The following is a 22,217-nucleotide window of genomic DNA, read 5'->3' on the forward strand; positions in this document are numbered from 1 at the left end:
TATGCATATTTGTTTTGTCTGTCGTGAATATCCACCTTCACAGCGAGGTGGTGGGATAGCTTCGTATATTAAAGAAGTAGCACATGGTCTGCATGCAGTTGGACATAAAATTACAGTGATTTGTGCATCGGATAATACATGTCAAAAATCAATGTATGATGATGAAGGTATATGCGTAATACGTCTTAGAGGGGGGGATTTTCTTATTCCTGAAGTCGAGAAGCCTTCTTTATGGAAGAAATTTCGTCCTCTATATCGTTTTTATAGTTATCGTAAGTGCATTGTGCTAGCTATAAAGAAGTTAGGTGATGTGGATATAGTAGAAGTGCCTGAATATGGAGCAGAGGGGTATTTCTTAAATCAACTGAATATTCCAGTAGTGGTACGATTGCATACACCGATGCTACTCGATCATTATAAATTTTCTCTTCAGCCTTTCTCGAAGGATAATTGGTATTACTACTGGCAAGGAAAAAAGGAGCTCCAAGAGATGATAAAGGCTGCCTATTTGTCATCATGCAGTACCTCGCTCAAAATATGGGCAGAACAGTATGTAGGAGTAATGAAAGACAGAACGCAGGTGATTTATAATCCTATCGACGTGAATGCATGGAGGAATTTTCAGCGGAAAGAAGAACAGCATGAGGTGAAAGAGATTCTTTTTGCTGGTACTATTTGTGATTGGAAAGGGAGCGGTGATTTAGCGGAAGCTTGCCGAATCCTTCATCAAAAGGATGCTTCTTGCTCGTTTCGTTTAAGTTTAGTAGGAAAAACAGGGACTTTTGCGGAACAATTGCAAGCTAGATATGGGCATGAATCGTGGTTTAATTTGATAGGTAAGGTACAACGTGAGGAGTTGATGGAAAGATATACTACCGCTGATGTAATTTGTTTTCCTTCGTGGTGGGAGAATATGCCTATGGTTTGTATTGAAGCAATGCTTTGCGGAGGAATTGTATTGGGTAGTAGTTCGGGGGGCATGAATGAGATTATTGAGGATGGTAAGAATGGATTTCTGATAGAACCTCGTGATCCTCGACGTTTAGCTGATAAAATAAAGCAGATATTTACTTTATCGGAAGAAGAAAAGACTAATATTTCATTAAGTGCCCAACAGCGTATCAAAGATGCTTTCAGCCTGGATGCGATTATGAAGCAGCAGATAGCTTATTATAAAGAAGTGATAGAAGATTATAAGAAAAAGCAATGAAGATACTTTGGATTTCACCGTGGTTCGGCAATTACCGAATACCGGTATATGAAAATTTGAATAAACTTAGTGGCGGTAATTTCTACTTGATTTGTTCAGAAGAGAATACTTCAGAACTGGTAAGAGGGAAGTTGAAAGCGGCGTTGGATAATCATGCTATTGTGATGAGTGGTGAACAACGCATGACAATGGGTAGTGATGAATCGGATTTTGCCAATAGTGCATTGGTGATAAAGAAGCAACCGGGGTTGTACAAGGCTATAAAGTCTGTGAGGGCAGATGTGGTTATTACCGAAGGTTTTGGTGGTTGGGCTCCCGCTGGTATTTGCTATGCGGTGACACATCGAAAAAAACTTTGTATGTTCTATGAACGCACAGCATACGTGGAACGTAACTCTCCTACATGGCGGTCGATGTATCGCCGATTGGTAGGTATACCTGTGGATTATTTTCTAATTAATGGTACGCTTACAGAGGAATATTTGAATGAGGGCTTGCACTTTAAGAGAATTCCGAAAGTAAAAGGTTGTATGTGTGCGGATAGTTTTGGCTTATCACAGGCAGTTGAAAAAGTAACTAGGGCAGACAAAGACGCTCTGCGCGAAAAACTAAAATTAAAAGATGGACTGACTTTCCTTTTCGTGGGGCAGATGGTGGAACGCAAGGGTATCAAGGAATTACTTGCAGTATGGGGGCGGCATATTACTGAATATCCAAACGATAACTTATTGGTAATAGGTAAGGGGATTTTGGAAAAGTCACTGAAAGAGTTATATGCGGGGGATAATTCTATTCATATCATGGGTGGTATCGACTACGATGAACTCTATAAATACTATGCGCTCTGTGATGTGTTTATCATGCCTACACTTGAAGATAATTGGTGTTTAGTGATACCGGAGGCAATGGCATGTGGTAAACCTGTGGCTTGCTCTATTTATAATGGTGGTCATTATGAATTGGTGCAAGATGGGGTGAATGGGTATAAGTTCGATCCTTTGAAGCCTGAATCCATTATAGATATATTGGCAAAGTTCCATCAAGCAGATTTGTCGGCTATGGGACAAAAGGCAATTGAAATAGAAGGTAATTATACACCTGATAAGGCGGCAGCCCGTATTTTTGAGGCTTGTGAAAAAGTATATAAGCGATGAAGATTGATTATAGTAATATGCCCAATGGGGCAAGCAAACTAAATTTTGTATTGCGCTATATCTTCAATCAGTTGCGTACGTGGTATATGTTTCATGTGCGTTATCCATGGGTGAAATATGAGGGATTTGTACGAATGATGAAAGGTACGGGCTTTGCACAGAATATGGATGTACGGATAGGACATAATGTACAATTCGGTGATTACTGCAATGTGGCTTCCAATGTATATTTTGGGAATAATATTCTGATGGCAGGTCGTGTGTGTTTTGTGGGGCGTCAAGACCATACATTTTCTACTCCGGGCAAGACAATCTGGAGTGGTGGGCGTGGAGATAATGGCATTACTATTATAGAGGATGATGTGTGGATTGGTACTGCTGCTATCATCATAAGTGGAGTTACGATAGGCAGGGGGAGTATTGTCGCTGCCGGATCGGTGGTAACGAAAGATATACCGCCTTGTGAGATATGGGGAGGAGTACCAGCGAAGAAGATTCGTGATCGGTTTGGAACGGAAGAAGAGAAAAAATATCATTTAAAACTTCTATGAAACAATGAAATATAGGCATTGATATTTTGAAATGCTTTGCTGCAATCGTTATTACCAATTCGCACATGGACATACTTTATCCAAAGCTTGGTGCATTGGCAGCTGGTGGTGCAATTGGTGATGCTCTTTTTTCTTCTGCTCCGGGTTTACTCTATTCTTGGGCAGAATGGGACGGTTTGATAATTGGTATAAACGACGTATTAACCGTATTTATCCTACTGTCTTTGCATGGGTTATGGGCTTCTTTATTGTTCAACTATCATAGTGATATAAATAAAATCCTTTCATCGGGAGCTGGCTCATTAGTTGCATAATGATATATTATGTGGTGCTGTACTTCATACAGCGTTATTTGCTAGGACATTTGAAGTTGGTATTTATGCTGGTAGGGGTAGCATGTGCTAGTTATTTTATATTAATTGATACTCTGATAGATTTTAATATGTATGGAGAGGGGTATTTTAAGTGGTTTCATTTCTTTATGTTTATGCTGATGGGAGCGATGATGGGTATTTCACAAATATCATTTTGTATGGGATGGATTGAAACTAATAGAATGCATTGTAGTATTTTATGCACTATATGCTTTTAAAGATGTTGCAATATGTAATAAACTTCAAATGTTGACTTGGATTCCATTGTTGGGCACTGTGTTCTATTTCTATAAAGTTTGCAATTCGGAATGGATGAAGAAAGCCTATTATCATCGTCTGGTCGGTTGGATTATCAAACTGGTTGGTAGCTTGTGTTTAGAAATATATTTGGTACAAACGTCTCTGTTTACAGATAAGATGAATGTTGTCTTTTCACTTAACTTAATTGTAATGTTTGTCATTATTGTGGTTGCGGCGTATATCTTGCGTTGCGGTGCAAGGATTTTTGCACAGCCATTCAAGGATATGGATTATGATTGGCGGGCGGTGTTTAAGGTATAAAAATAGCAAGATATATAAATGATTTATTAATATGGATGTTTTACAGACAAAAAACAGAATAGAATATTTGGATGCAATGCGTGGATTTTGCATGACTCTGGTGGTTTATGCCTATTTGGGCTTAAGTGTATATATGACGAATTTGTTTTACAACAATGTGTTCCCAATCTTCAGAATGCCACTGTTTTTTTCTTGAGTGACTTTTTATACTTTTCAAAATTGGTAAGCGTACATTACTCATTTAGCTTACTCATTATTTCCTATTGGGCGGAGTTGCTCTAGGAATTATCGTTCCTGTCATTCAAAACAATTGTGGTTGGATAGTGGGTTTCATGTCTCTCTTTAATTCTTTCTTTAGTAATACTTGGAACTTGTTTACTTATAGAGGCTTTATTCAGAAAAGTGGAACCTCTGTATAGGTTGTGCTTTGGATATCCGAATTGACGATACTTTTTTAGCCTCATATGCTCTGTGTAGACATTATCTTCCTAATAAATAATATACGATATGCTTTCTATTTTAATTAACGCCTACGCCTGTTCTCCTGATATGGGTAGTGAGCCGGGAATGGCTTGGAATTGGTGTGTGAATTTAGCTAACTATTGCGAACTATACATCATTACTGAAGGTGAATTCCGAGATAAAATAGAGGCGATGGTGTCTACATTGCCACAAGGTAGAAATATGCACTTTTACTATAATCCTGTATTAGAGGAAGTAAGACGTATGTGCTGGAACCAAGGAGATTGGCGCTTTTATAAGCACTATCGTGTTTGGCAGTATCGCACGTATGAGATTGCTCTTAATATAATGACGGCACATCATATTGATATAATACATCAGCTAAACATGATTGGGTTTCGTGAACCGGGGTATTTATGGAAGATTAAGGAAGTGCCGCTTGTATGGGGACCTGTGGACGCTAAGGAGAAATTTCCCATAGCTTATTTACAAGGCGCGGGGTTGAAACAGCAGCTATTTATGAGGCTTAAGAATTTCTTGACGGGATTGCAACTGAAATATAGCTTACGGGTACGAAATGCGGCGAAGTATGCTTCAGTAGTGGTGTCTGCTTCATCGGAATCACAAAAGAGCTTTAAGAAGTACTTTGATATTGATTCACCGCTATTGAACGAAACAGGATGCTATCCTCAAGTGCATGATTTAAAAAATAAATTGCAGAAGAAAGAATTAGATTTATTATGGGTGGGAAAGTTGGATTTTCGCAAACAGTTGGTATTAGCTATCCGCACAGTGGCGCAGATGAATAATTCTTCTGTGAAGCTGCATATAGTAGGTGGTGGGGATGCTTCTTTCTATCAGCAGTTGGCAGAGTCATTAGGTATTGCATCACAGTGTGTATGGCATGGATTAGTGATGCATGATGAGGTGCAGCACTTGATGCAGGTGGCTGATGTATTCTTTTTTACCAGCGTAGCGGAGGGTACTCCGCATGTAGTGTTGGAGGCTATTGGTAATAATCTTCCTGTGGTTTGTTTTGATGTTTGTGGACAGGGGGATTCGGTCAATGAGTTAGTTGGATGTAAGATTACATTATCTACTCCTGCACAGTCGGTTAAAGATTTTGCAAAGGTGCTGAATGGACTTGAAACAAATAGGGAATTGCTAAAACAACTTTCATTGAATTGCCGTAAAAGACAGGAGGAATTATCTTGGGATAATAAGGCAAAACAGATGTTGGAATTGTATAAATCATGCTCTCGCACTGTATAGCGATACGTTTTGATGAGAGCTAAGAAATAATTTCCGCAAAATCCGCAAAATAAGTGAATGAAATTAATCCTCTAATTTTTTAATTTCATATGATTAAGTTAAAAGAACTCTCTATCATGGAGAGTATAAATCAACTAAAAGCATTACCGCAAGGTAAGTTGCTAATAAACACAATTAATGCACATTCTTACAACACTGCCCTAAAGGATCCACTCTTTGCCAATGCATTGATGAAAGGAGATGCGCTCATCCCTGACGGGGCAAGCATTGTGAAAGTTTGTAAATGGCTAAAGATGCAAAGCCAACCGCGAGAACGAATAGCAGGTTGGGATCTTTTTGTTCTTGAGATGAATCGCCTTAATGAGAAAGGAGGGCGATGTATGTTTATGGGTAGCTCGGAGTATGTTTTGGCATTGATTAAACAACGGGCAGCAGTGGATTATCCGAACCTGGAAGTGGTGACTTATTCACCTCCTTATAAACCGGAATTTTCACAGGAAGATAATGCGGCTATTGTGGCGGCTATTAATGAGGCAAATCCAGATCTGTTATGGATTGGTATGACGGCTCCCAAGCAGGAGAAATGGATTTACAGTAATTGGCAAAAATTGAATATTCATTGTCATGTGGGTACCGTAGGGGCGGTGTTTGACTTTTACGCTGGTACTACTGAACGGGCTCCATTATGGTGGCAACAACATTCGTTGGAATGGCTCTACCGATTGATAAAAGAACCTAAGCGAATGTGGCGTAGGTACTTGATTGGTAATGTGTTGTTCTTATGGAATATTTGTAAAGAGATATAGATTATACAATGATATGAAAGGTATTGTTTTAGCTGGTGGTAGCGGTACGCGTTTGTATCCTATTACCAAAGGCATTAGCAAACAGCTGATTCCTATTTTTGATAAACCGATGATTTATTATCCAATTTCGGTTTTGATGTTGGCGGGTATTCGTGAGATATTGATTATCTCTACTCCACATGACTTGCCGGGATTTAAGCGCTTGCTGGGTGATGGAAGTGATTATGGCGTGAGGTTTGAATATGCAGAACAACCGTCACCTGATGGATTGGCGCAAGCTTTTATTATTGGTGAGGATTTTATTGGCAGTGATTCGGTCTGTTTGGTATTAGGTGATAATATCTTTCATGGGAATGGCTTCAGTACCATGTTGAAAGAGGCGGTGTACATGGCAGAAAAGGAACAAAAAGCTACTGTGTTTGGCTATTGGGTAAGTGATCCGGAACGCTATGGTGTGGCGGAGTTTGATGACGAGGGTAATTGCCTAAGCATTGAGGAAAAACCTGTACTGCCAAAATCGAACTATGCGGTAGTGGGGCTTTATTTCTATCCTAATAGGGTGGTAGATGTAGCGAAGCACATCAAACCGTCAGCTCGTGGGGAATTGGAGATTACCACTGTGAACCAGCGATTTCTGGAGGATAGTGAGTTGAAAGTACAGACACTGGGACGTGGCTTTGCTTGGTTGGATACGGGTACACACGACTCGTTGAGTGAAGCATCGACCTTTATTGAGGTGATTGAAAAACGACAAGGACTGAAAGTTGCTTGTCTGGAAGGTATAGCGTTTAGACAAGGTTGGATTGATGCCGACAAGATGTGTGAGTTGGCCCAACCGATGCTGAAGAATCAATATGGGCAGTATTTGTTGCAGGTGGTAGAGGAAGTGGAACGCACAGGAAAGAGTAATTTATGAATAAAAGAAATATTATCATTACCGGTGGAGCCGGATTTATAGGCAGCCATGTGGTACGTTTGTTTGTGAACAAGTATCCCGATTACCATATTATCAATCTGGACAAGTTGACTTATGCGGGAAATCTGGCTAACTTAAAAGATGTAGAGAATAAACCAAACTACACTTTTGTAAAAGCGGATATTTGTGACTTTGAGATGATGCTGAAGATTTTTAAACAGTATCATATAGATGGGGTTATTCATTTAGCTGCCGAAAGTCACGTGGATCGTAGTATCAGAGATCCGTTTACTTTTGCTCGTACTAATGTTCTTGGAACTCTCTCTTTATTACAAGCTGCCAGGTTAACTTGGGAGTATCTTCCGGAAGGCTATGAGGGTAAGCGTTTCTATCATATTTCAACTGATGAGGTGTATGGAGCATTGGAATTGACGCACCCGGAAGGCAAGTCTTCGGATATATCTGCACACGAAGTATATGGCGATGAGTTCTTCAAAGAGACAACAAAGTATAATCCACACTCCCCCTATTCGGCTTCGAAAGCGGGTAGTGATCACTTTGTACGCGCTTTTCATGATACTTATGGTATGCCGACTATTGTGACAAACTGTTCGAACAACTATGGACCTTATCAGTTTCCCGAAAAGTTGATTCCGCTGTTTATTAACAACATTCGCCACCGCAAACCGTTACCTGTATATGGTAAGGGAGAGAATGTGCGCGACTGGCTCTATGTGGTAGATCATGCAAGGGCCATAGACGTGATTTTCCATAAAGGTAAGGTAGCGGATACGTATAACATCGGTGGCTTTAACGAGTGGAAGAACATAGACATTATCCATGTGATTATTAAGACTGTGGACCGATTACTGGGTAATCCGGAAGGACACAGCGAGGAACTGATTACTTATGTAATGGACCGCATGGGACATGACTTACGCTATGCTATTGACTCTACGAAACTGAAGAATGAATTGGGGTGGGAGCCTAGTCTACAGTTTGAAGAGGGTATTGAGAAGACGGTGCAGTGGTATCTGGATAATCAGGAGTGGATGGATAATATCACCAGTGGTGCCTATGAGAGCTACTACGAGGATATGTATAAGAATAGATAAGTATCTGTATGGAAGTTATTAAGACAAATATTGAAGGGGTGGTGATCATTGAACCGCGTCTTTTTAAGGATGATAGGGGGTATTTCTTCGAATCGTTTTCGCAAAGGGAGTTTGATGAAAAGGTACGTCCTATTAAGTTTGTACAGGATAATGAAAGTATGTCCTCGTATGGAGTGATGAGGGGGCTGCATTTTCAAACTATGCCTTACAGCCAAAGTAAGTTGGTACGTTGCGTAAAGGGTGCAGTGCTGGATGTGGCTGTTGATATCCGCAAGGGTTCACCTACCTATGGTCAGCATGTAGCGGTAGAGTTGACAGGGGAAAATCATCGTCAATTCTTTATTCCTCGTGGCTTTGCTCATGGTTTTACAGTATTGAGTGAAATAGCAGTGTTTCAATATAAATGTGATAACTTTTATGCTCCACAGCATGATGGAGGCATCAGCATATTAGATGAATCACTTGGAATTTGTTGGAGAATTCCTACAGGCAAGGCTATCTTAAGTGAGAAGGACACTAAGCATCCACTATTGAAAGATTTTGAATCTCCATTTCTGTATGGAGAGGATTTATATAAATAGCATATAATAATAACGAAATATGTAGGTCCCTAACTTCATGCTACACACATGAATCCCCTACATTCTGCAGGTTGGGAAAAATACAGCGGTATATTCCTGATCTGTCCCCTCATATTGGCAAATGCTGATATGTATTCTAAATATATCAACTGTCTGTGAAGATCGTTGATATATTACTTTTTAATAGCATGTTTATTGATTAAAGATAATATTCAGATTTCTAGTTTTGTATAATAGAAAGAATTAGAATGTTTTTTATTGATTATCTATTGTGTTTTTGAAAGAAAATGCATTTCTTTGTAGTATAGATAAAAACAATTTATTATGTTGACTACTGTAGAATATTTATCTTTGCTTCGTGAGTATATGCGAAAGAATGCTGCTAAATATGGTATTTCTCGCATGGGGATATTTGGCTCCGTTGCTCGTGGTGAACAACATGAGGGTAGTGATGTCGATATTTGTGTTGAAATTGATAGACCTTCTATCTTTACTTTAGTTCATATTAAAGAAGAATTGGAAAAACTATTGAAATGCCCTGTTGATGTGGTTCGGTTGCGAAATAATATGGATGAATTATTGAGGGGGTGTATCAATAAAGATGGAATTTATGTGTAAAAGTCAGATAATAGAATCATTGTATCCAGAGATGGATTGGAAAGGTGTAATGGGAATGAGGGATATAATCGCACACCATTATTTTGATTTAGATGCTGAAATTGTTTATGACGTGATAAAACATGATTTGCCGAAGTTAAAAGATGTGTTACAACAAATCATAGACGATTTGAAAGTATCCAATCAAGCGATTGACTAAATGATTTTTTATTTCAAATTTCTAAAATATGTCCGTACCTTCTGCATCTGAATATAATTCACCCCAAAGTTTCTTCTATCATAGAATTAAAATCACTGCTAGCTTTGTGTTATAGAATGAAAGCTGTATATTTGTATGCACCATAATTAAAAGGTTGTACATGTATGAGCAATAAAATATATCCTATTGGTATCCAGAACTTCGAGAAAATCCGTCAAGACGGTTATTTTTATGTTGATAAAACGGCCTTGATGTATCAGATGGTAAAGACCGGGAGTTATTACTTTTTGAGTCGTCCGCGCCGTTTTGGAAAGAGTCTGCTGATCTCTACCCTGGAAGCATATTTTCAAGGGAAGAAGGAACTATTTGCTGGACTGATGGTGGAGAAGCTCGAAAAAGATTGGATAGAACATCCAATTTTGCATCTCGACCTTAATATTGAGAAGTATGATGTTCCGGAGAGTCTGGATAATATTCTGGATAAATCGTTGACCGCTTGGGAAAAACTTTATGGTGCCGAACCATCGGAACGTTCGTTCTCTCTACGCTTTGCCGGTATTATAGAGCGCGCTTATGAAAAGACCGGACAACGGGTAGTTATTCTGGTGGATGAATATGACAAGCCGATGTTGCAGGCAATTGGCAATGAGGACTTACAGAAGCAATTCCGGGATACATTGAAGCCTTTCTACGGGGCTTTGAAGACGATGGACGGCTGCATCAAGTTTGCGTTGTTGACCGGGGTGACAAAATTTGGCAAGGTGAGCGTATTCAGTGACTTGAATAATTTGAAGGATATTTCAATGGATGAACGCTTTGTGGATATTTGCGGTATCACGGAGAAAGAAATACATGACAATCTGGAGGAGGAATTGCATCAGTTGGCAGAAAAGCAGAAGATGAGTTATGAGCAGGTGTGCGCAGAATTGAAAGAATGTTATGATGGTTACCACTTTGTGGAACATACTATAGGAATCTATAACCCTTTCAGTCTGTTGAACACGTTTGATAAGATGAAGTTCGGCAGCTACTGGTTTGAGACGGGGACACCCACTTATCTGGTGAACTTGTTGAAGAAGCATCACTATGATTTGGAACGGATGGCTCATGAGGAAACAGACGAACAGGTGCTGAACAGCATTGACTCGGAATCTAGTAATCCCCTTCCAGTGATTTATCAGAGCGGATATCTCACCATTAAGGGGTATGACGAACGTTTTGGTATATATCGTTTAGGTTTTCCGAATCGTGAAGTGGAAGAGGGGTTTGTTCGTTTCCTGCTTCCTTATTATGCGAACGTGAATAAGGTGGAGTCTTCGTTTGAAATTCAGAAGTTTGTCCGTGAAGTTGAATCTGGTGATTATAACTCTTTCTTCCGTCGTTTGCAAAGTTTCTTTGCAGATACAGGCTATGACGTGATTCGCGAGCAGGAGTTGCACTACGAAAATGTGCTTTTTATCGTTTTCAAACTCGTAGGCTTTTATACTAAAGTGGAATATCATATAAGCGAAGGGCGCATCGACCTTGTTTTGCAGACGGACAAATTCATATATGTCATGGAATTTAAACTGAATGGCACGGCAGAAGAAGCCTTGAAGCAGATTAATGAAAAACATTATTCACTTCCTTTTGAAGCGGATAATCGTAAGCTTTTTAAAGTAGGTGTGAACTTTAGTTCGCAAACAAGAAATATAGAAAAATGGATAGTGGAAGAGTAGCTCTTTTTATCTCAAATTCTTAAAATACGCCCGTATCTTCCGCATAATCTTGATTCCCATCACTACGCCATCAAATACAGCCATACCGGTATTGAACGAACGCATGAGTGCATCCGCCTTGTTGGTTGCCGGAGCAAGTGGGGCAAATATTTCGCGTGTAGTAGCTGTCATGGCTTTTTTTTGAGCATGGATCTCATTTAAAAGCTTCTTTTTACGTTCGGCAATCTCTTCTAATGTAAATTTCTGCGGGGTCTGCGCATTCATAATTTATTTATTTGAATCGGTTAAAAATAAATTAGCGAGGAAGTTCACCATTGGAGAAATGATGAGCTGCTTGCGGAAAATAATAACCAGGGCGATGAGAACAACATTGATGCCTGCTATGATGGCGAAACTCGACATCAGACCGCCCACCAAAGGCTCCAATATATAAGCAAGAGCAAAAAGCAGATAAAACAGGGCAACCATGCCAAGGATAATAAGTACTAATATCATAATTAACGTGGAAAAAAGTATGGTTAACTTCTCCGTCAATTCTAATTTGGTATATTCTTTTTGAAGCTCCAGATATTTCTTGAACTCGAAAAACAACTGCTGAAAATTCTCAATACTTTTATCGTCTGCAAACATGGTCGCTCTGTTTTTAGTCTTTGGTTACTCACTTATTCTGCTATTTCTCCCTTCATCTCGGCAGCGATCTCGTCAACGAGAGTTTCCATTTCACTGCGGTTAAGCTTGATTCCTTTTTTACGAAGAATCTCTGCGATTTTATGACGGGTATCTTCTCCCTTTTCAGGAGCAAATAAAATACCAAGGGCTGCACCTACGGCTGCACCACCCAAAAAAGCTGCTAAAACATTCAATCCTTTCATAATGTATAATGTTTAAAATGATTATGATACAACAAACATAACATTTTTATCGAAAGGTTGTTCGTGAAAACTGAAAAAAAGTGCCTCGTTTTATAATTCTTTTTTTCTTTTATGGTTTAATCTTATTTAACTGACTTTCGTAGCTATCCTTTGAAGGTTAAGGCGTACTTTTGCTTTCGAATATTGTAAATCAAAACATAATGGAAGCTAAGATTGTTTTTATAACCGGTGCCAGTAGCGGAATTGGTGAAGGTTGTGCCCGTAAATTTGCGAAGGAGGGATGGAACCTGATTCTGAATGCCCGTACCGTATCGAAACTGGAAGAACTGAAAGATGAACTGGAAGGGGGGTATGGTGTCCGGGTTTATTTATTGCCTTTTGATGTGCGTGACCGGAAATTGGCTGCCGCCTCTTTGGAATCATTGCCCGAAGAATGGAAGGCGATTGATGTGTTGGTGAACAACGCCGGACTGGTGATCGGTGTGGATAAGGAATTCGAGGGTAGCCTGGATGAATGGGATATCATGATCGATACGAATATAAGGGGACTGCTGGCTATGACGCGTTTGGTGGTGCCCGGTATGGTGGAACGCGGACGCGGACATATTATTAATATAGGATCTATTGCGGGGGATGCCGCTTATCCGGGTGGAAGTGTGTATTGCGCAACGAAAGCTGCCGTGAAAGCTCTTTCGGACGGACTCCGGATTGATCTGGTGGATACTCCGTTGAGAGTGACGAATGTCAAACCGGGAATGGTGGAGACAAACTTTACAGTGGTGCGTTATCGGGGAGACAAGGAAGCTGCCGATAATTTTTATAAAGGGATTCGTCCGTTGACGGGAGATGACATTGCAGAAACGGTTTATTTTGCCGCGTCGGCTCCTGCACATATTCAGATTGCGGAGGTACTTTTGATGCCTACTTATCAGGCGACAGGCACTATTTCGTATAAGAAGAAGCCGGAATAGACGTTTTTTTGACGGATTTCTTTGTCGGATGATAAAATTTCTATTATTTTGTTGCCCGAAACTAAATATAATAGACGAGAATATTGAATTATTAATTAAAACAGAGTATAGGATTATGAAAAAATTAGTCGTATTAGGAATGGGAGTATGCTTGGTGCTGGCATTTGCATCTTGTAAATCCAGCGAAAGTGCCTATAAGAAAGCTTACGAAAAAGCAAAACAGCAAGAATTGGCAGAACCGCAGGTGGAAGCTCCGGTAGAGGTTACTCCGGTGGTTGCAGCTCCTGTGACAACTACTAAAGTGGCAGATACATCCGGCGTTCGTCAGGAAAAGGTTACAGTGGTTTCCGGTAACGAAGGATTGAAAGATTATAGCGTTGTAGCAGGTAGCTTTGGTGTGAAAGCGAATGCTGAAGGCCTGAAAGATTGGTTGGACGGACAGGGATATCACTCTACGATTGCATTTAATGCTGATAAGGCAATGTATCGTGTGATTGTGAACTCTTTTGCTGACAAGGCTGCTGCTGCTGAAGCTCGCGATGCATTCAAGGCTAAATATCCGAACCGTTCGGATTTCCAGGGTGCTTGGTTGCTGTATCGTGTATATTGATTTCTTTTTGGTAATATATATTGGAAAGAACGAACGTTTTTTTCCGAATAAGAAGGCGGTAACTGGGAAGTTACTGCTTTTTTATTGAAAATGAGTGGCTTTTTCGTTTAGATATTTTTATCTTTCTACTAAAAGAAGTTATAAATGATAGTGGGGAAACTTTTATAGCAAAGAAAGTTTTTACTTTTGTCAACTCTTAATTTGGAGGATGTATTGCCTGAATGTGAATAGGGCATTAATTTTAGAGATTGAATGGAACAAAAATATGTTATGGCTGCTATTGATGCGGCTCTAAAAGCGGGTGAAAAGATTCTTTCTATTTATAATGATCCGGCATCGGACTTTGAGATAGAGAGGAAGGCTGACAACTCTCCGTTAACTATAGCAGACAGAAAAGCGCATGAAGCGATTGTGGCTATTCTGAACGATACTCCTTTTCCTGTTCTTAGTGAAGAAGGGAAGCATTTAGGGTATGAGATCCGTCGAGGATGGGATACTTTATGGATTGTAGATCCGCTGGATGGAACGAAGGAGTTTATTAAGCGCAATGGAGAATTTACGGTAAATATCGCTTTGGTGCAGAACGCTGTACCTGTGTTCGGTGTTATTTATGTGCCTGTTAAAAAAGAACTTTATTTCGGGATCGAAGGTGCAGGGGCTTATAAATGTTCCGGTATTGTCAGTCTGGAAGATGACGGCGTGGCATTGGAACAGCTGATTGGGAAGTCGGAACAGATACCTTTGAAGGAGGTGCACGATCATTTGATCGTGGTTGCTTCCCGTTCGCACCTGTCGCCTGAAACTGAATCATATATTGCAGATTTGAAGAAGAAACACGGCAGTGTGGAGTTGATTTCGAGCGGAAGTTCTATTAAAATCTGTCTGGTTGCTGAAGGTAAGGCTGATGTATATCCGCGTTTCGCTCCGACGATGGAGTGGGATACGGCTGCCGGGCATGCGATAGCCCGTGCTGCAGGGATGGAAGTATATCAGGCTGGAGAGGAAGAACCTCTACGATATAATAAGGAGGATTTATTGAATCCGTGGTTTATCGTTGAGCCAAAAAGAGAACACTAAATAATGTTTATATGACATTTGAAATTGTATTTGTACTATTATCCCTATTAGGAATGGTAGCGGCTTTGGTAGCAGATAAGATGCGTCCGGGCATGATACTTTTTTCGGTAGTGGTTTTGTTTCTGTGTGCCGGCATCCTGACTCCTAAAGAGATGCTGGAAGGGTTTAGTAATAAAGGGATGATTACCGTTGCTCTGCTGTTTCTGGTGAGTGAGGGGATTCGCCAGTCGGGCACATTGGGACAAGTGATTAAAAAGTTGCTTCCGCAAGGAAAGACGACCGTATTTAAGGCACAGTTGCGTATCTTACCTTCGGTGGCATTTATTTCCGCCTTTCTGAATAATACGCCTGTGGTGGTTATTTTTGCACCGATTATCAAACATTGGGCTAAGTCGGTGAATCTCCCGGCTACGAAGTTTCTGATTCCTCTTTCTTATGTGACTATTTTGGGAGGTATCTGTACCTTGATCGGTACTTCTACCAATCTGGTGGTGCATGGAATGATATTGGAGGCCGGATTTGAAGGCTTTTCGATGTTCGAACTCGGAAAGGTGGGCATTTTTATCGCTATTGCCGGAATCGTTTATATATTTCTTTTCTCCAAACGTCTTTTGCCGGATGCACGTCCGGATACGGCTGTGCCGGATGAGGAAGTAGAGGAAGGGGAGAAGTTACATCGGGTAGAGGCTGTTTTGGGGGCCCGTTTTCCCGGTATCAATAAGAAACTGAAGGATTTTAATTTCCAGCGTCATTACGGTGCGGAGGTAAAAGAGATTAAAACACGTAACGGACAGCGTTTTGTGTCGAATCTGGAGGATGTGGTGCTTCACGAAGGAGATACATTGGTTGTGATGGCTGATGATACGTTTATCCCGACATGGGGGGAATCTTCTGTATTTGTCTTGTTGACGAACGGGAATGAGCCGGATACTACCGGGAAGAAGAAGCGTTGGTTTGCTTTGCTGTTGCTGGTTCTGATGATTGTCGGCGCAACGGTGGGTGAGCTTCCGGTAACTAAGGAGATGTTTCCGGATATCAAGCTGGATATGTTTTTCTTTGTGTCTATTACTACTATTATTATGGCATGGACGAATCTGTTCCCTGCCCGTAAATATACTAAATATATTTCGTGGGATATTCTGATTACTATTGCTTGTGCTTTTGCCATCAGTAAGGCGATGGTGAACTCCGGTGTGGCAGATAGCGTTGCGAAGTTTATTATCGGGTTGAGCGATGATTATGGCCCGCATGTGTTGCTCGCAATGTTGTTTATCATTACGAATTTGTTTACGGAACTGATAACGAATAATGCAGCTGCTGCCTTGGCTTTCCCGTTGGCATTGTCGATTGCTGCCCAATTGGGAGTTAGTCCTACCCCTTTCTTTGTGGTGATCTGTATGGCTGCATCTGCCAGCTTCTCGACACCGATTGGTTATCAGACTAATTTGATTGTGCAAGGTATCGGTAACTATAAGTTTACGGATTTTGTACGTATCGGATTGCCGCTTAATATCATCACTTTCTTAATCTCTATTATTCTGATCCCGTTGATCTGGAACTTTTAATAAATAAATTTGTAAATGGAAGAAAAGAATCATATATATCCGATATTTGACCGCATGATGACGCGGCAGGACAAAGAAGAGCTTTTGGGGCAACACAGTGTGATGATCTGGTTTACCGGATTAAGCGGTTCCGGAAAGAGCACGATTGCCATTGCATTGGAACGTGAACTTCATAAGCGCGGATTGCTTTGCCGTATCTTGGATGGGGATAATATCCGTAGTGGAATTAATAATAACCTGGGATTCTCCGAAACGGACCGGGTGGAAAATATCCGTCGCATAGCGGAAGTGTCGAAGTTGTTTCTGGATAGCGGTATCATTACGATTGCTGCATTTATCAGCCCTAATAATGATATTCGCGAAATGGCTGCAAACATTATTGGTAAGGATGATTTTCTGGAGGTTTTCGTTAGTACTCCGCTGGAGGAATGTGAGAAACGTGATGTGAAAGGGTTGTATGCGAAGGCACGGAAAGGGGAAATTCAGAATTTTACAGGAATCTCCGCACCTTTCGAGGTTCCCGAACATCCGGCTTTGTCACTGGATACTTCCAAATTGACTTTGGAGGAGTCGGTGAACCGTTTGTTGGAGCTTGTTTTGCCAAAAGTGAAGTGTATAAAATGAAATAAATATGGAAGAATATAAATTAAGCCACTTGAAGGAGCTCGAAGCCGAGTCTATTCATATTATCCGCGAGGTGGCGGCGGAATTTGAGAATCCGGTGATGCTTTACAGTATCGGAAAGGATTCCTCGGTGATGGTACGCTTGGCTGAAAAAGCGTTTTATCCAGGTAAAGTGCCATTCCCGTTGATGCATATCGATTCGAAATGGAAGTTCAAGGAGATGATTCAGTTTCGTGATGAATATGCGAAGAAGTATGGATGGAATCTGATCGTTGAAAGTAATATGGAGGCTTTTCATGCAGGGGTAGGACCTTTTACGCATGGAAGTAAGGTGCATACGGACTTGATGAAGACACAGGCTTTGCTTCATGCGCTGGATAAGTATAAGTTTGATGCTGCATTTGGTGGTGCACGTCGTGACGAGGAGAAGTCACGTGCGAAGGAACGTATTTTCTCTTTCCGGGATAAGTTTCACCAATGGGACCCGAAAAATCAGCGTCCTGAATTGTGGGATATTTATAATGCCCGCGTGCATAAGGGGGAAAGTATCCGTGTATTCCCGATTAGCAACTGGACTGAGTTGGATATTTGGCAGTATATCCGTTTGGAGAATATTCCGATCGTTCCGCTATATTATGCTAAGGAGCGTCCGGTGATTAATTTGGATGGTAATATTATTATGGCGGATGATGACCGTTTGCCTGAAAAGTACCGTGACCAGATTGAAATGAAGATGGTTCGTTTTCGTACATTGGGCTGCTGGCCTCTGACAGGGGCGGTGGAAAGTGGAGCTGCTACGATTGAAGAGATTGTGGAGGAAATGATGACTACAACGAAGAGTGAACGTACTACCCGTGTGATTGACTTTGACCAGGAGGGTAGCATGGAACAAAAGAAACGTGAAGGATACTTTTAGGAAATTGAGAATTGAGAATTAAAAATTAAAAAATAATAGTGTGTAGTTTTTAATTCTCAATTTTCAATACTCAATTTTTAATTTAAGAAGTAATGGCAGATAATAAATTAGATATAAAAGCTTTTCTGGACAAGGATGAACAGAAAGACTTGTTGAGACTGTTGACTGCGGGTTCGGTAGATGATGGAAAATCAACGTTGATCGGACGCTTGTTGTTTGATAGTAAGAAACTGTACGAGGATCAGTTGGATGCGCTGGAGCGTGATAGCAAACGGGTGGGAAATGCAGGTGAGCATATTGACTATGCGTTATTGCTCGATGGATTGAAGGCTGAACGTGAACAGGGGATTACGATTGACGTGGCTTATCGCTATTTCTCAACGAATGGCCGTAAGTTTATCATCGCGGATACTCCGGGACACGAGCAATATACCCGCAATATGATTACCGGAGGATCTACGGCTAACTTGGCTATTATTCTGGTGGATGCCCGTACCGGAGTGATAACCCAGACTCGTCGCCACACTTTCCTGGTATCTTTGCTGGGAATCAAGCATGTGGTATTGGCTGTCAATAAGATGGACCTGGTGGATTTCTCGGAAGAGCGTTTTAACGAGATTGTGGCTGACTATAAGAAGTTTGTTGCTCCATTAGGTATTCCTGACGTCAACTGCATTCCACTTTCTGCATTGGATGGGGATAATGTGGTGGATAAATCTGAACGTACTCCATGGTACAAGGGGATTTCTTTGCTCGATTTCCTTGAAACGGTTCAGATTGATAATGACCATAATTTTACGGATTTCCGTTTCCCGGTTCAGTATGTGCTTCGTCCGAATCTGGATTTCAGAGGATTCTGTGGTAAAATTGCATCCGGTATCGTTCGCAAGGGGGATACGGTGATGGCACTTCCTTCCGGAAAAACGTCTAAGGTGAAGAGTATCGTGACTTATGACGGGGAATTGGATTACGCTTTCCCACCGCAGTCTGTGACTTTGACTTTGGAGGATGAGATCGACGTGTCGCGCGGCGAAATGTTGGTGCATCCTGATAATCTGCCGACGGTGGATCGTAACTTTGATGCTATGATGGTCTGGATGGATGAAGAACCGATGGATGTAAATAAGTCGTTCTTTATCAAGCAGACTACCAATTTGAGCCGTACGCGAATTGATACGATAAAATATAAGGTGGACGTGAATACCATGGAGCATCTGTCTCTGGAGAATGGTCAGCTGACTAAAGAAACGCTGCCTTTGCAGTTGAATCAGATTGCCCGTGTGGTGCTGACTACGGCTAAGGAATTGTTTTTTGATCCTTATAAGAAGAATAAATCTTGTGGCTCATTTATCCTGATTGACCCGATCACTAATAATACTTCGGCAGTAGGTATGATTATCGACCGTGTGGAAATGAAAGATATGAGTGACACGGAGGGTATTCCGGTATTGGATATGGCAAAACTGGGAATTGCTCCGGAACATTACGAAGCGGTAGAAAAAGCTGTGAAGGAACTGGAACGCCAGGGTCTTGCAGTGCGACTAATAAAATAGATTGTTCAACAATAAATTGAAAACTGAAAATGACAGTATCCTGTCGTCTTTAATTTTTGATTTTTAATTTCTAATTAATAAAGTGGGATTACTCGAATTTAATAAACTTCCGATTAATACATTGGTAGGTGCCGACTGGAAGACATTCAAGGCTATCACCGCCGGTCGTGAAATTGACGCAGCCTACAAAGGTAAATACCGATTGACGAAGGCTGTGTGCCGATTGCTTTCTCCATTGGCGTCATTACAAGACAGGCGTTACGAGAAGTTGCTGGCTGATCAGCCATTGGAGCATGATCCGGTGTTCATTTTGGGACACTGGCGGAGTGGAACTACATTTGTACATAATGTGTTCTCTTGTGACAAGCATTTTGGGTATAACACTACTTATCAGACTGTATTTCCTCATCTGATGATGTGGGGACAGCCTTTCTTCAAAAAGAATATGAGTTGGCTGATGCCGGATAAGCGTCCGACGGATAATATGGAGCTGGCAGTGGATCTTCCCCAGGAGGAGGAGTTTGCTTTGTCGAACATGATGCCTTATACATATTATAATTTCTGGTTTTTGCCGAAATATCAACAGGAATATGCTGATAAATATCTTTTATTTGATGATATAACGGATGCTGAATTGAGAGTGTTTGAAGAGGTGTTTACGAAGTTGATTAAGATCTCTTTGTGGAATACCCATGGTACTCAATTCCTTAGCAAGAATCCTCCGCATACCGGCAGGGTGAAGGAACTGGTGAAAATGTTCCCGAATGCTAAGTTTATCTACCTGATGCGTAATCCGTATACTGTATTCGAATCTACACGCAGTTTCTTTACAAATACGATTCAGCCGCTGAAATTGCAGGATGTCAGCAATGAACAATTAGAGGAAAATATCCTTTCTATTTATGCCAAGCTTTATCATAAGTATGAATCGGATAAGAAATTTATTCCGGAAGGTAACTTGATGGAAGTGAAGTTTGAAGATTTCGAAGCGGATGCGATGGGAATGACGGAGAATATTTATCAGTCTCTTTCTATCCCCGGATTTGCCGAAGCACGTAGTGATATAGAAAAATATGTGGGCGGAAAGAAGGGATATAAGAAGAATAAGTATAAATATGACGACCGTACGATTCGTTTGGTAGAAGAGAACTGGGATTTTGCTTTGAAACAATGGGATTATAATTTATAAGAAGAAAAAGAAAGGAAAAGTATTGATGATTCAGAAAAACGTTCATCGCCTGTTGATGACAGGTTTCGTTGCATTTATTTCTTCCTTGTCTTTGATGGCGCAACATAAAGTTGAAATGCTTCCTTTTGGGGACATGGATCAATGGGTGGACCGTCAGATAAAGGAGTCGAGCATTATTGGTGGAAATACAAAGAATGTATATGCGATAGGGCCGACGACGGTGATTAAGGGAGATCAGGTTTATAAGAATATGGGCGGATCGCCTTGGGGCACTTCAAATGTAATGGCGAAGGTTGCCGGTATAACGAAAACTAATACTTCGGTATTCCCGGAGAAACGGGGGGATGGATATTGTGCACGTTTGGATACGCGCATGGAAAGTGTGAAAGTGATGGGATTGGTTAATATCACAGTACTGGCGGCCGGTTCTATTTTCACTGGTTCGGTGCATGAGCCGATTAAGGGTACTAAAAATCCGCAGAAAATGTTGCAGACCGGCATTCCGTTTACAAAGAAACCGGTTGCCCTTCAGTTTGATTACAAAGTGAAGATGTCTGACCGGGAGAATCGTATTCGTGCTACCGGTTTCAGCAAGATTACGGATGTTCCCGGAAAAGATTATCCGGCAGCTATCCTGTTTTTGCAAAAACGCTGGGAGGATGCCAATGGTAATGTGTATGCGAAACGGATAGGGACAATGGTGACTTATTACTATCATTCTACGGATTGGAAAAATAATGCAACCTATGAGATTATGTATGGTGACATAACGAACCGTCCGGAATATAAGTCTCATATGATGCGTCTGCAAGTGACCGAAAACTATACGGTGAACAGCAAAGGTGAAAGTGTGCCTATTCATGAGGTGGCCTGGGGAGATGAAAATGATGTTCCGACTCATATGTGTCTTCAGTTCACGTCCAGTCATGGAGGAGCCTATATTGGTTCTCCGGGAAATACGCTATGGATTGACAATGTGAAACTGGTATATTAATAAGGTATATAGTTGAAGAATGGAAATAGTCAGTGATATAATTTATCATTGACTATTTTTTTTTGTTTTAATTCTTCTATTATAAATGCCTTCAGATGCCTCCTGGTGTTATATGACACTTTTATCGTTCTATAAAAAACTATGGATGAATGAAAATTTACGTGTTTTTTTGTTTGTGTTATATTAAATATCTATATTTGCACTAAATTTAGAAAGAAGGATGATGTTTATTGTCTCTTAGTCAGGTGTAGAGCATTTGGGTTGTGCTTCTATCCTGTAAGACAATTGAAATATATTATTTACTAAAAT

At 40.7% G+C, this 22,217-nt stretch carries 25 protein-coding genes; 22 read left to right on the forward strand and 3 right to left on the reverse strand.

The annotated features are described in order from the left end of the window. Position 1: 1 nt before the first annotated feature. From AB3G73_RS02305 to AB3G73_RS02365, 13 genes are all read left to right on the forward strand, one after another. Entirely contained in the window at positions 2–1,210 is a 1,209-nt protein-coding gene (locus AB3G73_RS02305) for a glycosyltransferase family 4 protein (protein ID WP_367742316.1), read from the forward strand. Continuing rightward, complete coding sequence (locus tag AB3G73_RS02310) at positions 1,207–2,364, forward strand: glycosyltransferase family 4 protein (protein WP_367742320.1); 1,158 nt, start codon at positions 1,207–1,209, stop codon at positions 2,362–2,364. Before AB3G73_RS02305 ends, AB3G73_RS02310 begins: the two co-directional genes overlap by 4 nt. Beyond that, the gene (locus tag AB3G73_RS02315) at positions 2,361–2,915 is read left to right on the forward strand and encodes a DapH/DapD/GlmU-related protein (protein ID WP_367742324.1); all 555 of its coding nucleotides are present in this window, start codon (positions 2,361–2,363) and stop codon (positions 2,913–2,915) included. Before AB3G73_RS02310 ends, AB3G73_RS02315 begins: the two co-directional genes overlap by 4 nt. A 65-nt stretch (positions 2,916–2,980) precedes the next feature. After that, complete coding sequence (locus AB3G73_RS02320; RefSeq protein WP_367742328.1) at positions 2,981–3,229, forward strand: hypothetical protein; 249 nt, start codon at positions 2,981–2,983, stop codon at positions 3,227–3,229. A gap of 306 nt (positions 3,230–3,535) precedes the next feature. Further along, positions 3,536–3,850, forward strand: coding sequence for a hypothetical protein (locus AB3G73_RS02325; protein WP_367742330.1), 315 nt, complete (start codon positions 3,536–3,538; stop codon positions 3,848–3,850). Between the two features lie 507 nt (positions 3,851–4,357). Continuing rightward, positions 4,358–5,584 carry a glycosyltransferase family 4 protein gene (locus tag AB3G73_RS02330; protein ID WP_367742332.1) on the forward strand — a complete coding sequence of 409 codons (1,227 nt, stop codon included), beginning with the start codon at positions 4,358–4,360 and terminating at the stop codon, positions 5,582–5,584. 89 nt (positions 5,585–5,673) lie between these two features. Continuing rightward, positions 5,674–6,390 (forward strand): WecB/TagA/CpsF family glycosyltransferase, encoded by a 717-nt coding sequence (locus tag AB3G73_RS02335; protein WP_367742333.1) that lies wholly within the window; start codon positions 5,674–5,676, stop codon positions 6,388–6,390. A gap of 13 nt (positions 6,391–6,403) precedes the next feature. Continuing rightward, positions 6,404–7,306: a glucose-1-phosphate thymidylyltransferase RfbA gene (gene rfbA, locus AB3G73_RS02340; RefSeq protein ID WP_143257435.1), complete on the forward strand. Its 903-nt coding sequence runs from the start codon at positions 6,404–6,406 to the stop codon at positions 7,304–7,306. Then, the gene (locus tag AB3G73_RS02345; RefSeq protein WP_074637047.1) at positions 7,303–8,421 is read left to right on the forward strand and encodes a dTDP-glucose 4,6-dehydratase; all 1,119 of its coding nucleotides are present in this window, start codon (positions 7,303–7,305) and stop codon (positions 8,419–8,421) included. Before rfbA ends, AB3G73_RS02345 begins: the two co-directional genes overlap by 4 nt. A gap of 8 nt (positions 8,422–8,429) precedes the next feature. After that, positions 8,430–9,002, forward strand: coding sequence for a dTDP-4-dehydrorhamnose 3,5-epimerase (gene rfbC, locus AB3G73_RS02350; protein ID WP_148366330.1), 573 nt, complete (start codon positions 8,430–8,432; stop codon positions 9,000–9,002). A gap of 324 nt (positions 9,003–9,326) precedes the next feature. Next, positions 9,327–9,620 (forward strand): nucleotidyltransferase family protein, encoded by a 294-nt coding sequence (locus tag AB3G73_RS02355; protein WP_148366332.1) that lies wholly within the window; start codon positions 9,327–9,329, stop codon positions 9,618–9,620. Further along, complete coding sequence (locus AB3G73_RS02360; protein WP_367742337.1) at positions 9,613–9,819, forward strand: DUF86 domain-containing protein; 207 nt, start codon at positions 9,613–9,615, stop codon at positions 9,817–9,819. Before AB3G73_RS02355 ends, AB3G73_RS02360 begins: the two co-directional genes overlap by 8 nt. 164 nt (positions 9,820–9,983) lie before the next feature. Then, positions 9,984–11,537, forward strand: a complete 1,554-nt coding sequence (locus tag AB3G73_RS02365; RefSeq protein ID WP_367742338.1) for an ATP-binding protein — start codon at positions 9,984–9,986, stop codon at positions 11,535–11,537. A gap of 6 nt (positions 11,538–11,543) precedes the next feature. Here AB3G73_RS02365 and AB3G73_RS02370 read toward each other — a convergent pair whose 3' ends face one another. Genes AB3G73_RS02370 through AB3G73_RS02380 form a run of 3 tightly spaced genes read right to left on the reverse strand, consistent with a single transcriptional unit; the run spans position 11,544 to position 12,409 of the window. Next, a complete protein-coding gene (locus AB3G73_RS02370) occupies positions 11,544–11,801 on the reverse strand; it encodes a hypothetical protein (protein ID WP_367742340.1) in 258 nt (85 codons plus the stop codon). A 3-nt stretch (positions 11,802–11,804) separates the two neighbouring features. Next, positions 11,805–12,167 carry a phage holin family protein gene (locus AB3G73_RS02375; RefSeq protein ID WP_004297511.1) on the reverse strand — a complete coding sequence of 121 codons (363 nt, stop codon included), beginning with the start codon at positions 12,165–12,167 and terminating at the stop codon, positions 11,805–11,807. A gap of 32 nt (positions 12,168–12,199) precedes the next feature. Then, positions 12,200–12,409 carry a YtxH domain-containing protein gene (locus AB3G73_RS02380; RefSeq protein WP_004297513.1) on the reverse strand — a complete coding sequence of 70 codons (210 nt, stop codon included), beginning with the start codon at positions 12,407–12,409 and terminating at the stop codon, positions 12,200–12,202. Positions 12,410–12,609: 200 nt separating this feature from the next. On the opposite strand from AB3G73_RS02380, the gene AB3G73_RS02385 reads away from it, so the two are divergent. From AB3G73_RS02385 to AB3G73_RS02425, 9 genes are all read left to right on the forward strand, one after another. Next, the gene (locus AB3G73_RS02385) at positions 12,610–13,380 is read left to right on the forward strand and encodes an SDR family oxidoreductase (protein ID WP_367742344.1); all 771 of its coding nucleotides are present in this window, start codon (positions 12,610–12,612) and stop codon (positions 13,378–13,380) included. Positions 13,381–13,495: 115 nt separating this feature from the next. After that, positions 13,496–13,990, forward strand: a complete 495-nt coding sequence (locus AB3G73_RS02390; protein ID WP_004307254.1) for an SPOR domain-containing protein — start codon at positions 13,496–13,498, stop codon at positions 13,988–13,990. 252 nt (positions 13,991–14,242) lie between these two features. Continuing rightward, positions 14,243–15,067, forward strand: coding sequence for a 3'(2'),5'-bisphosphate nucleotidase CysQ (gene cysQ, locus AB3G73_RS02395; protein WP_167511825.1), 825 nt, complete (start codon positions 14,243–14,245; stop codon positions 15,065–15,067). A gap of 11 nt (positions 15,068–15,078) precedes the next feature. After that, positions 15,079–16,632 (forward strand): SLC13 family permease, encoded by a 1,554-nt coding sequence (locus tag AB3G73_RS02400; protein ID WP_148366340.1) that lies wholly within the window; start codon positions 15,079–15,081, stop codon positions 16,630–16,632. 15 nt (positions 16,633–16,647) lie between these two features. Then, positions 16,648–17,256 carry an adenylyl-sulfate kinase gene (gene cysC, locus AB3G73_RS02405; protein ID WP_004297522.1) on the forward strand — a complete coding sequence of 203 codons (609 nt, stop codon included), beginning with the start codon at positions 16,648–16,650 and terminating at the stop codon, positions 17,254–17,256. Between the two features lie 7 nt (positions 17,257–17,263). Continuing rightward, complete coding sequence (gene cysD / locus AB3G73_RS02410) at positions 17,264–18,172, forward strand: sulfate adenylyltransferase subunit CysD (RefSeq protein ID WP_004297523.1); 909 nt, start codon at positions 17,264–17,266, stop codon at positions 18,170–18,172. 92 nt (positions 18,173–18,264) lie between these two features. Further along, positions 18,265–19,725 carry a sulfate adenylyltransferase subunit CysN gene (gene cysN / locus AB3G73_RS02415; RefSeq protein ID WP_195650687.1) on the forward strand — a complete coding sequence of 487 codons (1,461 nt, stop codon included), beginning with the start codon at positions 18,265–18,267 and terminating at the stop codon, positions 19,723–19,725. Positions 19,726–19,807: 82 nt separating this feature from the next. Next, the gene (locus AB3G73_RS02420) at positions 19,808–20,914 is read left to right on the forward strand and encodes a sulfotransferase (RefSeq protein ID WP_087318915.1); all 1,107 of its coding nucleotides are present in this window, start codon (positions 19,808–19,810) and stop codon (positions 20,912–20,914) included. Between the two features lie 25 nt (positions 20,915–20,939). Then, complete coding sequence (locus AB3G73_RS02425; protein ID WP_148366342.1) at positions 20,940–21,908, forward strand: PCMD domain-containing protein; 969 nt, start codon at positions 20,940–20,942, stop codon at positions 21,906–21,908. The last annotated feature ends 309 nt before the right edge of the window (positions 21,909–22,217 follow it).

The sequence above is a fragment of the Bacteroides sp. L008 genome (genome assembly GCF_040812255.1).
GTDB lineage: Bacteria > Bacteroidota > Bacteroidia > Bacteroidales > Bacteroidaceae > Bacteroides > Bacteroides vicugnae.

Excerpts from the sequence above, each read along its gene's own strand:
- AB3G73_RS02305 (WP_367742316.1), top strand. The coding sequence starts at position 2 with ATGCATATTTGTTTTGTCTGTCGTGAATATCCACCTTCACAGCGAGGT.
- AB3G73_RS02310 (WP_367742320.1), top strand. The coding sequence starts at position 1,207 with ATGAAGATACTTTGGATTTCACCGTGGTTCGGCAATTACCGAATACCG.
- AB3G73_RS02315 (WP_367742324.1), top strand. The coding sequence starts at position 2,361 with ATGAAGATTGATTATAGTAATATGCCCAATGGGGCAAGCAAACTAAAT.
- AB3G73_RS02320 (WP_367742328.1), top strand. The coding sequence starts at position 2,981 with ATGGACATACTTTATCCAAAGCTTGGTGCATTGGCAGCTGGTGGTGCA.
- AB3G73_RS02325 (WP_367742330.1), top strand. The coding sequence starts at position 3,536 with ATGTTGACTTGGATTCCATTGTTGGGCACTGTGTTCTATTTCTATAAA.
- AB3G73_RS02330 (WP_367742332.1), top strand. The coding sequence starts at position 4,358 with ATGCTTTCTATTTTAATTAACGCCTACGCCTGTTCTCCTGATATGGGT.
- AB3G73_RS02335 (WP_367742333.1), top strand. The coding sequence starts at position 5,674 with ATGATTAAGTTAAAAGAACTCTCTATCATGGAGAGTATAAATCAACTA.
- rfbA (WP_143257435.1), top strand. The coding sequence starts at position 6,404 with ATGAAAGGTATTGTTTTAGCTGGTGGTAGCGGTACGCGTTTGTATCCT.
- AB3G73_RS02345 (WP_074637047.1), top strand. The coding sequence starts at position 7,303 with ATGAATAAAAGAAATATTATCATTACCGGTGGAGCCGGATTTATAGGC.
- rfbC (WP_148366330.1), top strand. The coding sequence starts at position 8,430 with ATGGAAGTTATTAAGACAAATATTGAAGGGGTGGTGATCATTGAACCG.
- AB3G73_RS02355 (WP_148366332.1), top strand. The coding sequence starts at position 9,327 with ATGTTGACTACTGTAGAATATTTATCTTTGCTTCGTGAGTATATGCGA.
- AB3G73_RS02360 (WP_367742337.1), top strand. The coding sequence starts at position 9,613 with ATGTGTAAAAGTCAGATAATAGAATCATTGTATCCAGAGATGGATTGG.
- AB3G73_RS02365 (WP_367742338.1), top strand. The coding sequence starts at position 9,984 with ATGAGCAATAAAATATATCCTATTGGTATCCAGAACTTCGAGAAAATC.
- AB3G73_RS02370 (WP_367742340.1), bottom strand. The coding sequence starts at position 11,801 with ATGAATGCGCAGACCCCGCAGAAATTTACATTAGAAGAGATTGCCGAA.
- AB3G73_RS02375 (WP_004297511.1), bottom strand. The coding sequence starts at position 12,167 with ATGTTTGCAGACGATAAAAGTATTGAGAATTTTCAGCAGTTGTTTTTC.
- AB3G73_RS02380 (WP_004297513.1), bottom strand. The coding sequence starts at position 12,409 with ATGAAAGGATTGAATGTTTTAGCAGCTTTTTTGGGTGGTGCAGCCGTA.
- AB3G73_RS02385 (WP_367742344.1), top strand. The coding sequence starts at position 12,610 with ATGGAAGCTAAGATTGTTTTTATAACCGGTGCCAGTAGCGGAATTGGT.
- AB3G73_RS02390 (WP_004307254.1), top strand. The coding sequence starts at position 13,496 with ATGAAAAAATTAGTCGTATTAGGAATGGGAGTATGCTTGGTGCTGGCA.
- cysQ (WP_167511825.1), top strand. The coding sequence starts at position 14,243 with ATGGAACAAAAATATGTTATGGCTGCTATTGATGCGGCTCTAAAAGCG.
- AB3G73_RS02400 (WP_148366340.1), top strand. The coding sequence starts at position 15,079 with ATGACATTTGAAATTGTATTTGTACTATTATCCCTATTAGGAATGGTA.
- cysC (WP_004297522.1), top strand. The coding sequence starts at position 16,648 with ATGGAAGAAAAGAATCATATATATCCGATATTTGACCGCATGATGACG.
- cysD (WP_004297523.1), top strand. The coding sequence starts at position 17,264 with ATGGAAGAATATAAATTAAGCCACTTGAAGGAGCTCGAAGCCGAGTCT.
- cysN (WP_195650687.1), top strand. The coding sequence starts at position 18,265 with ATGGCAGATAATAAATTAGATATAAAAGCTTTTCTGGACAAGGATGAA.
- AB3G73_RS02425 (WP_148366342.1), top strand. The coding sequence starts at position 20,940 with ATGATTCAGAAAAACGTTCATCGCCTGTTGATGACAGGTTTCGTTGCA.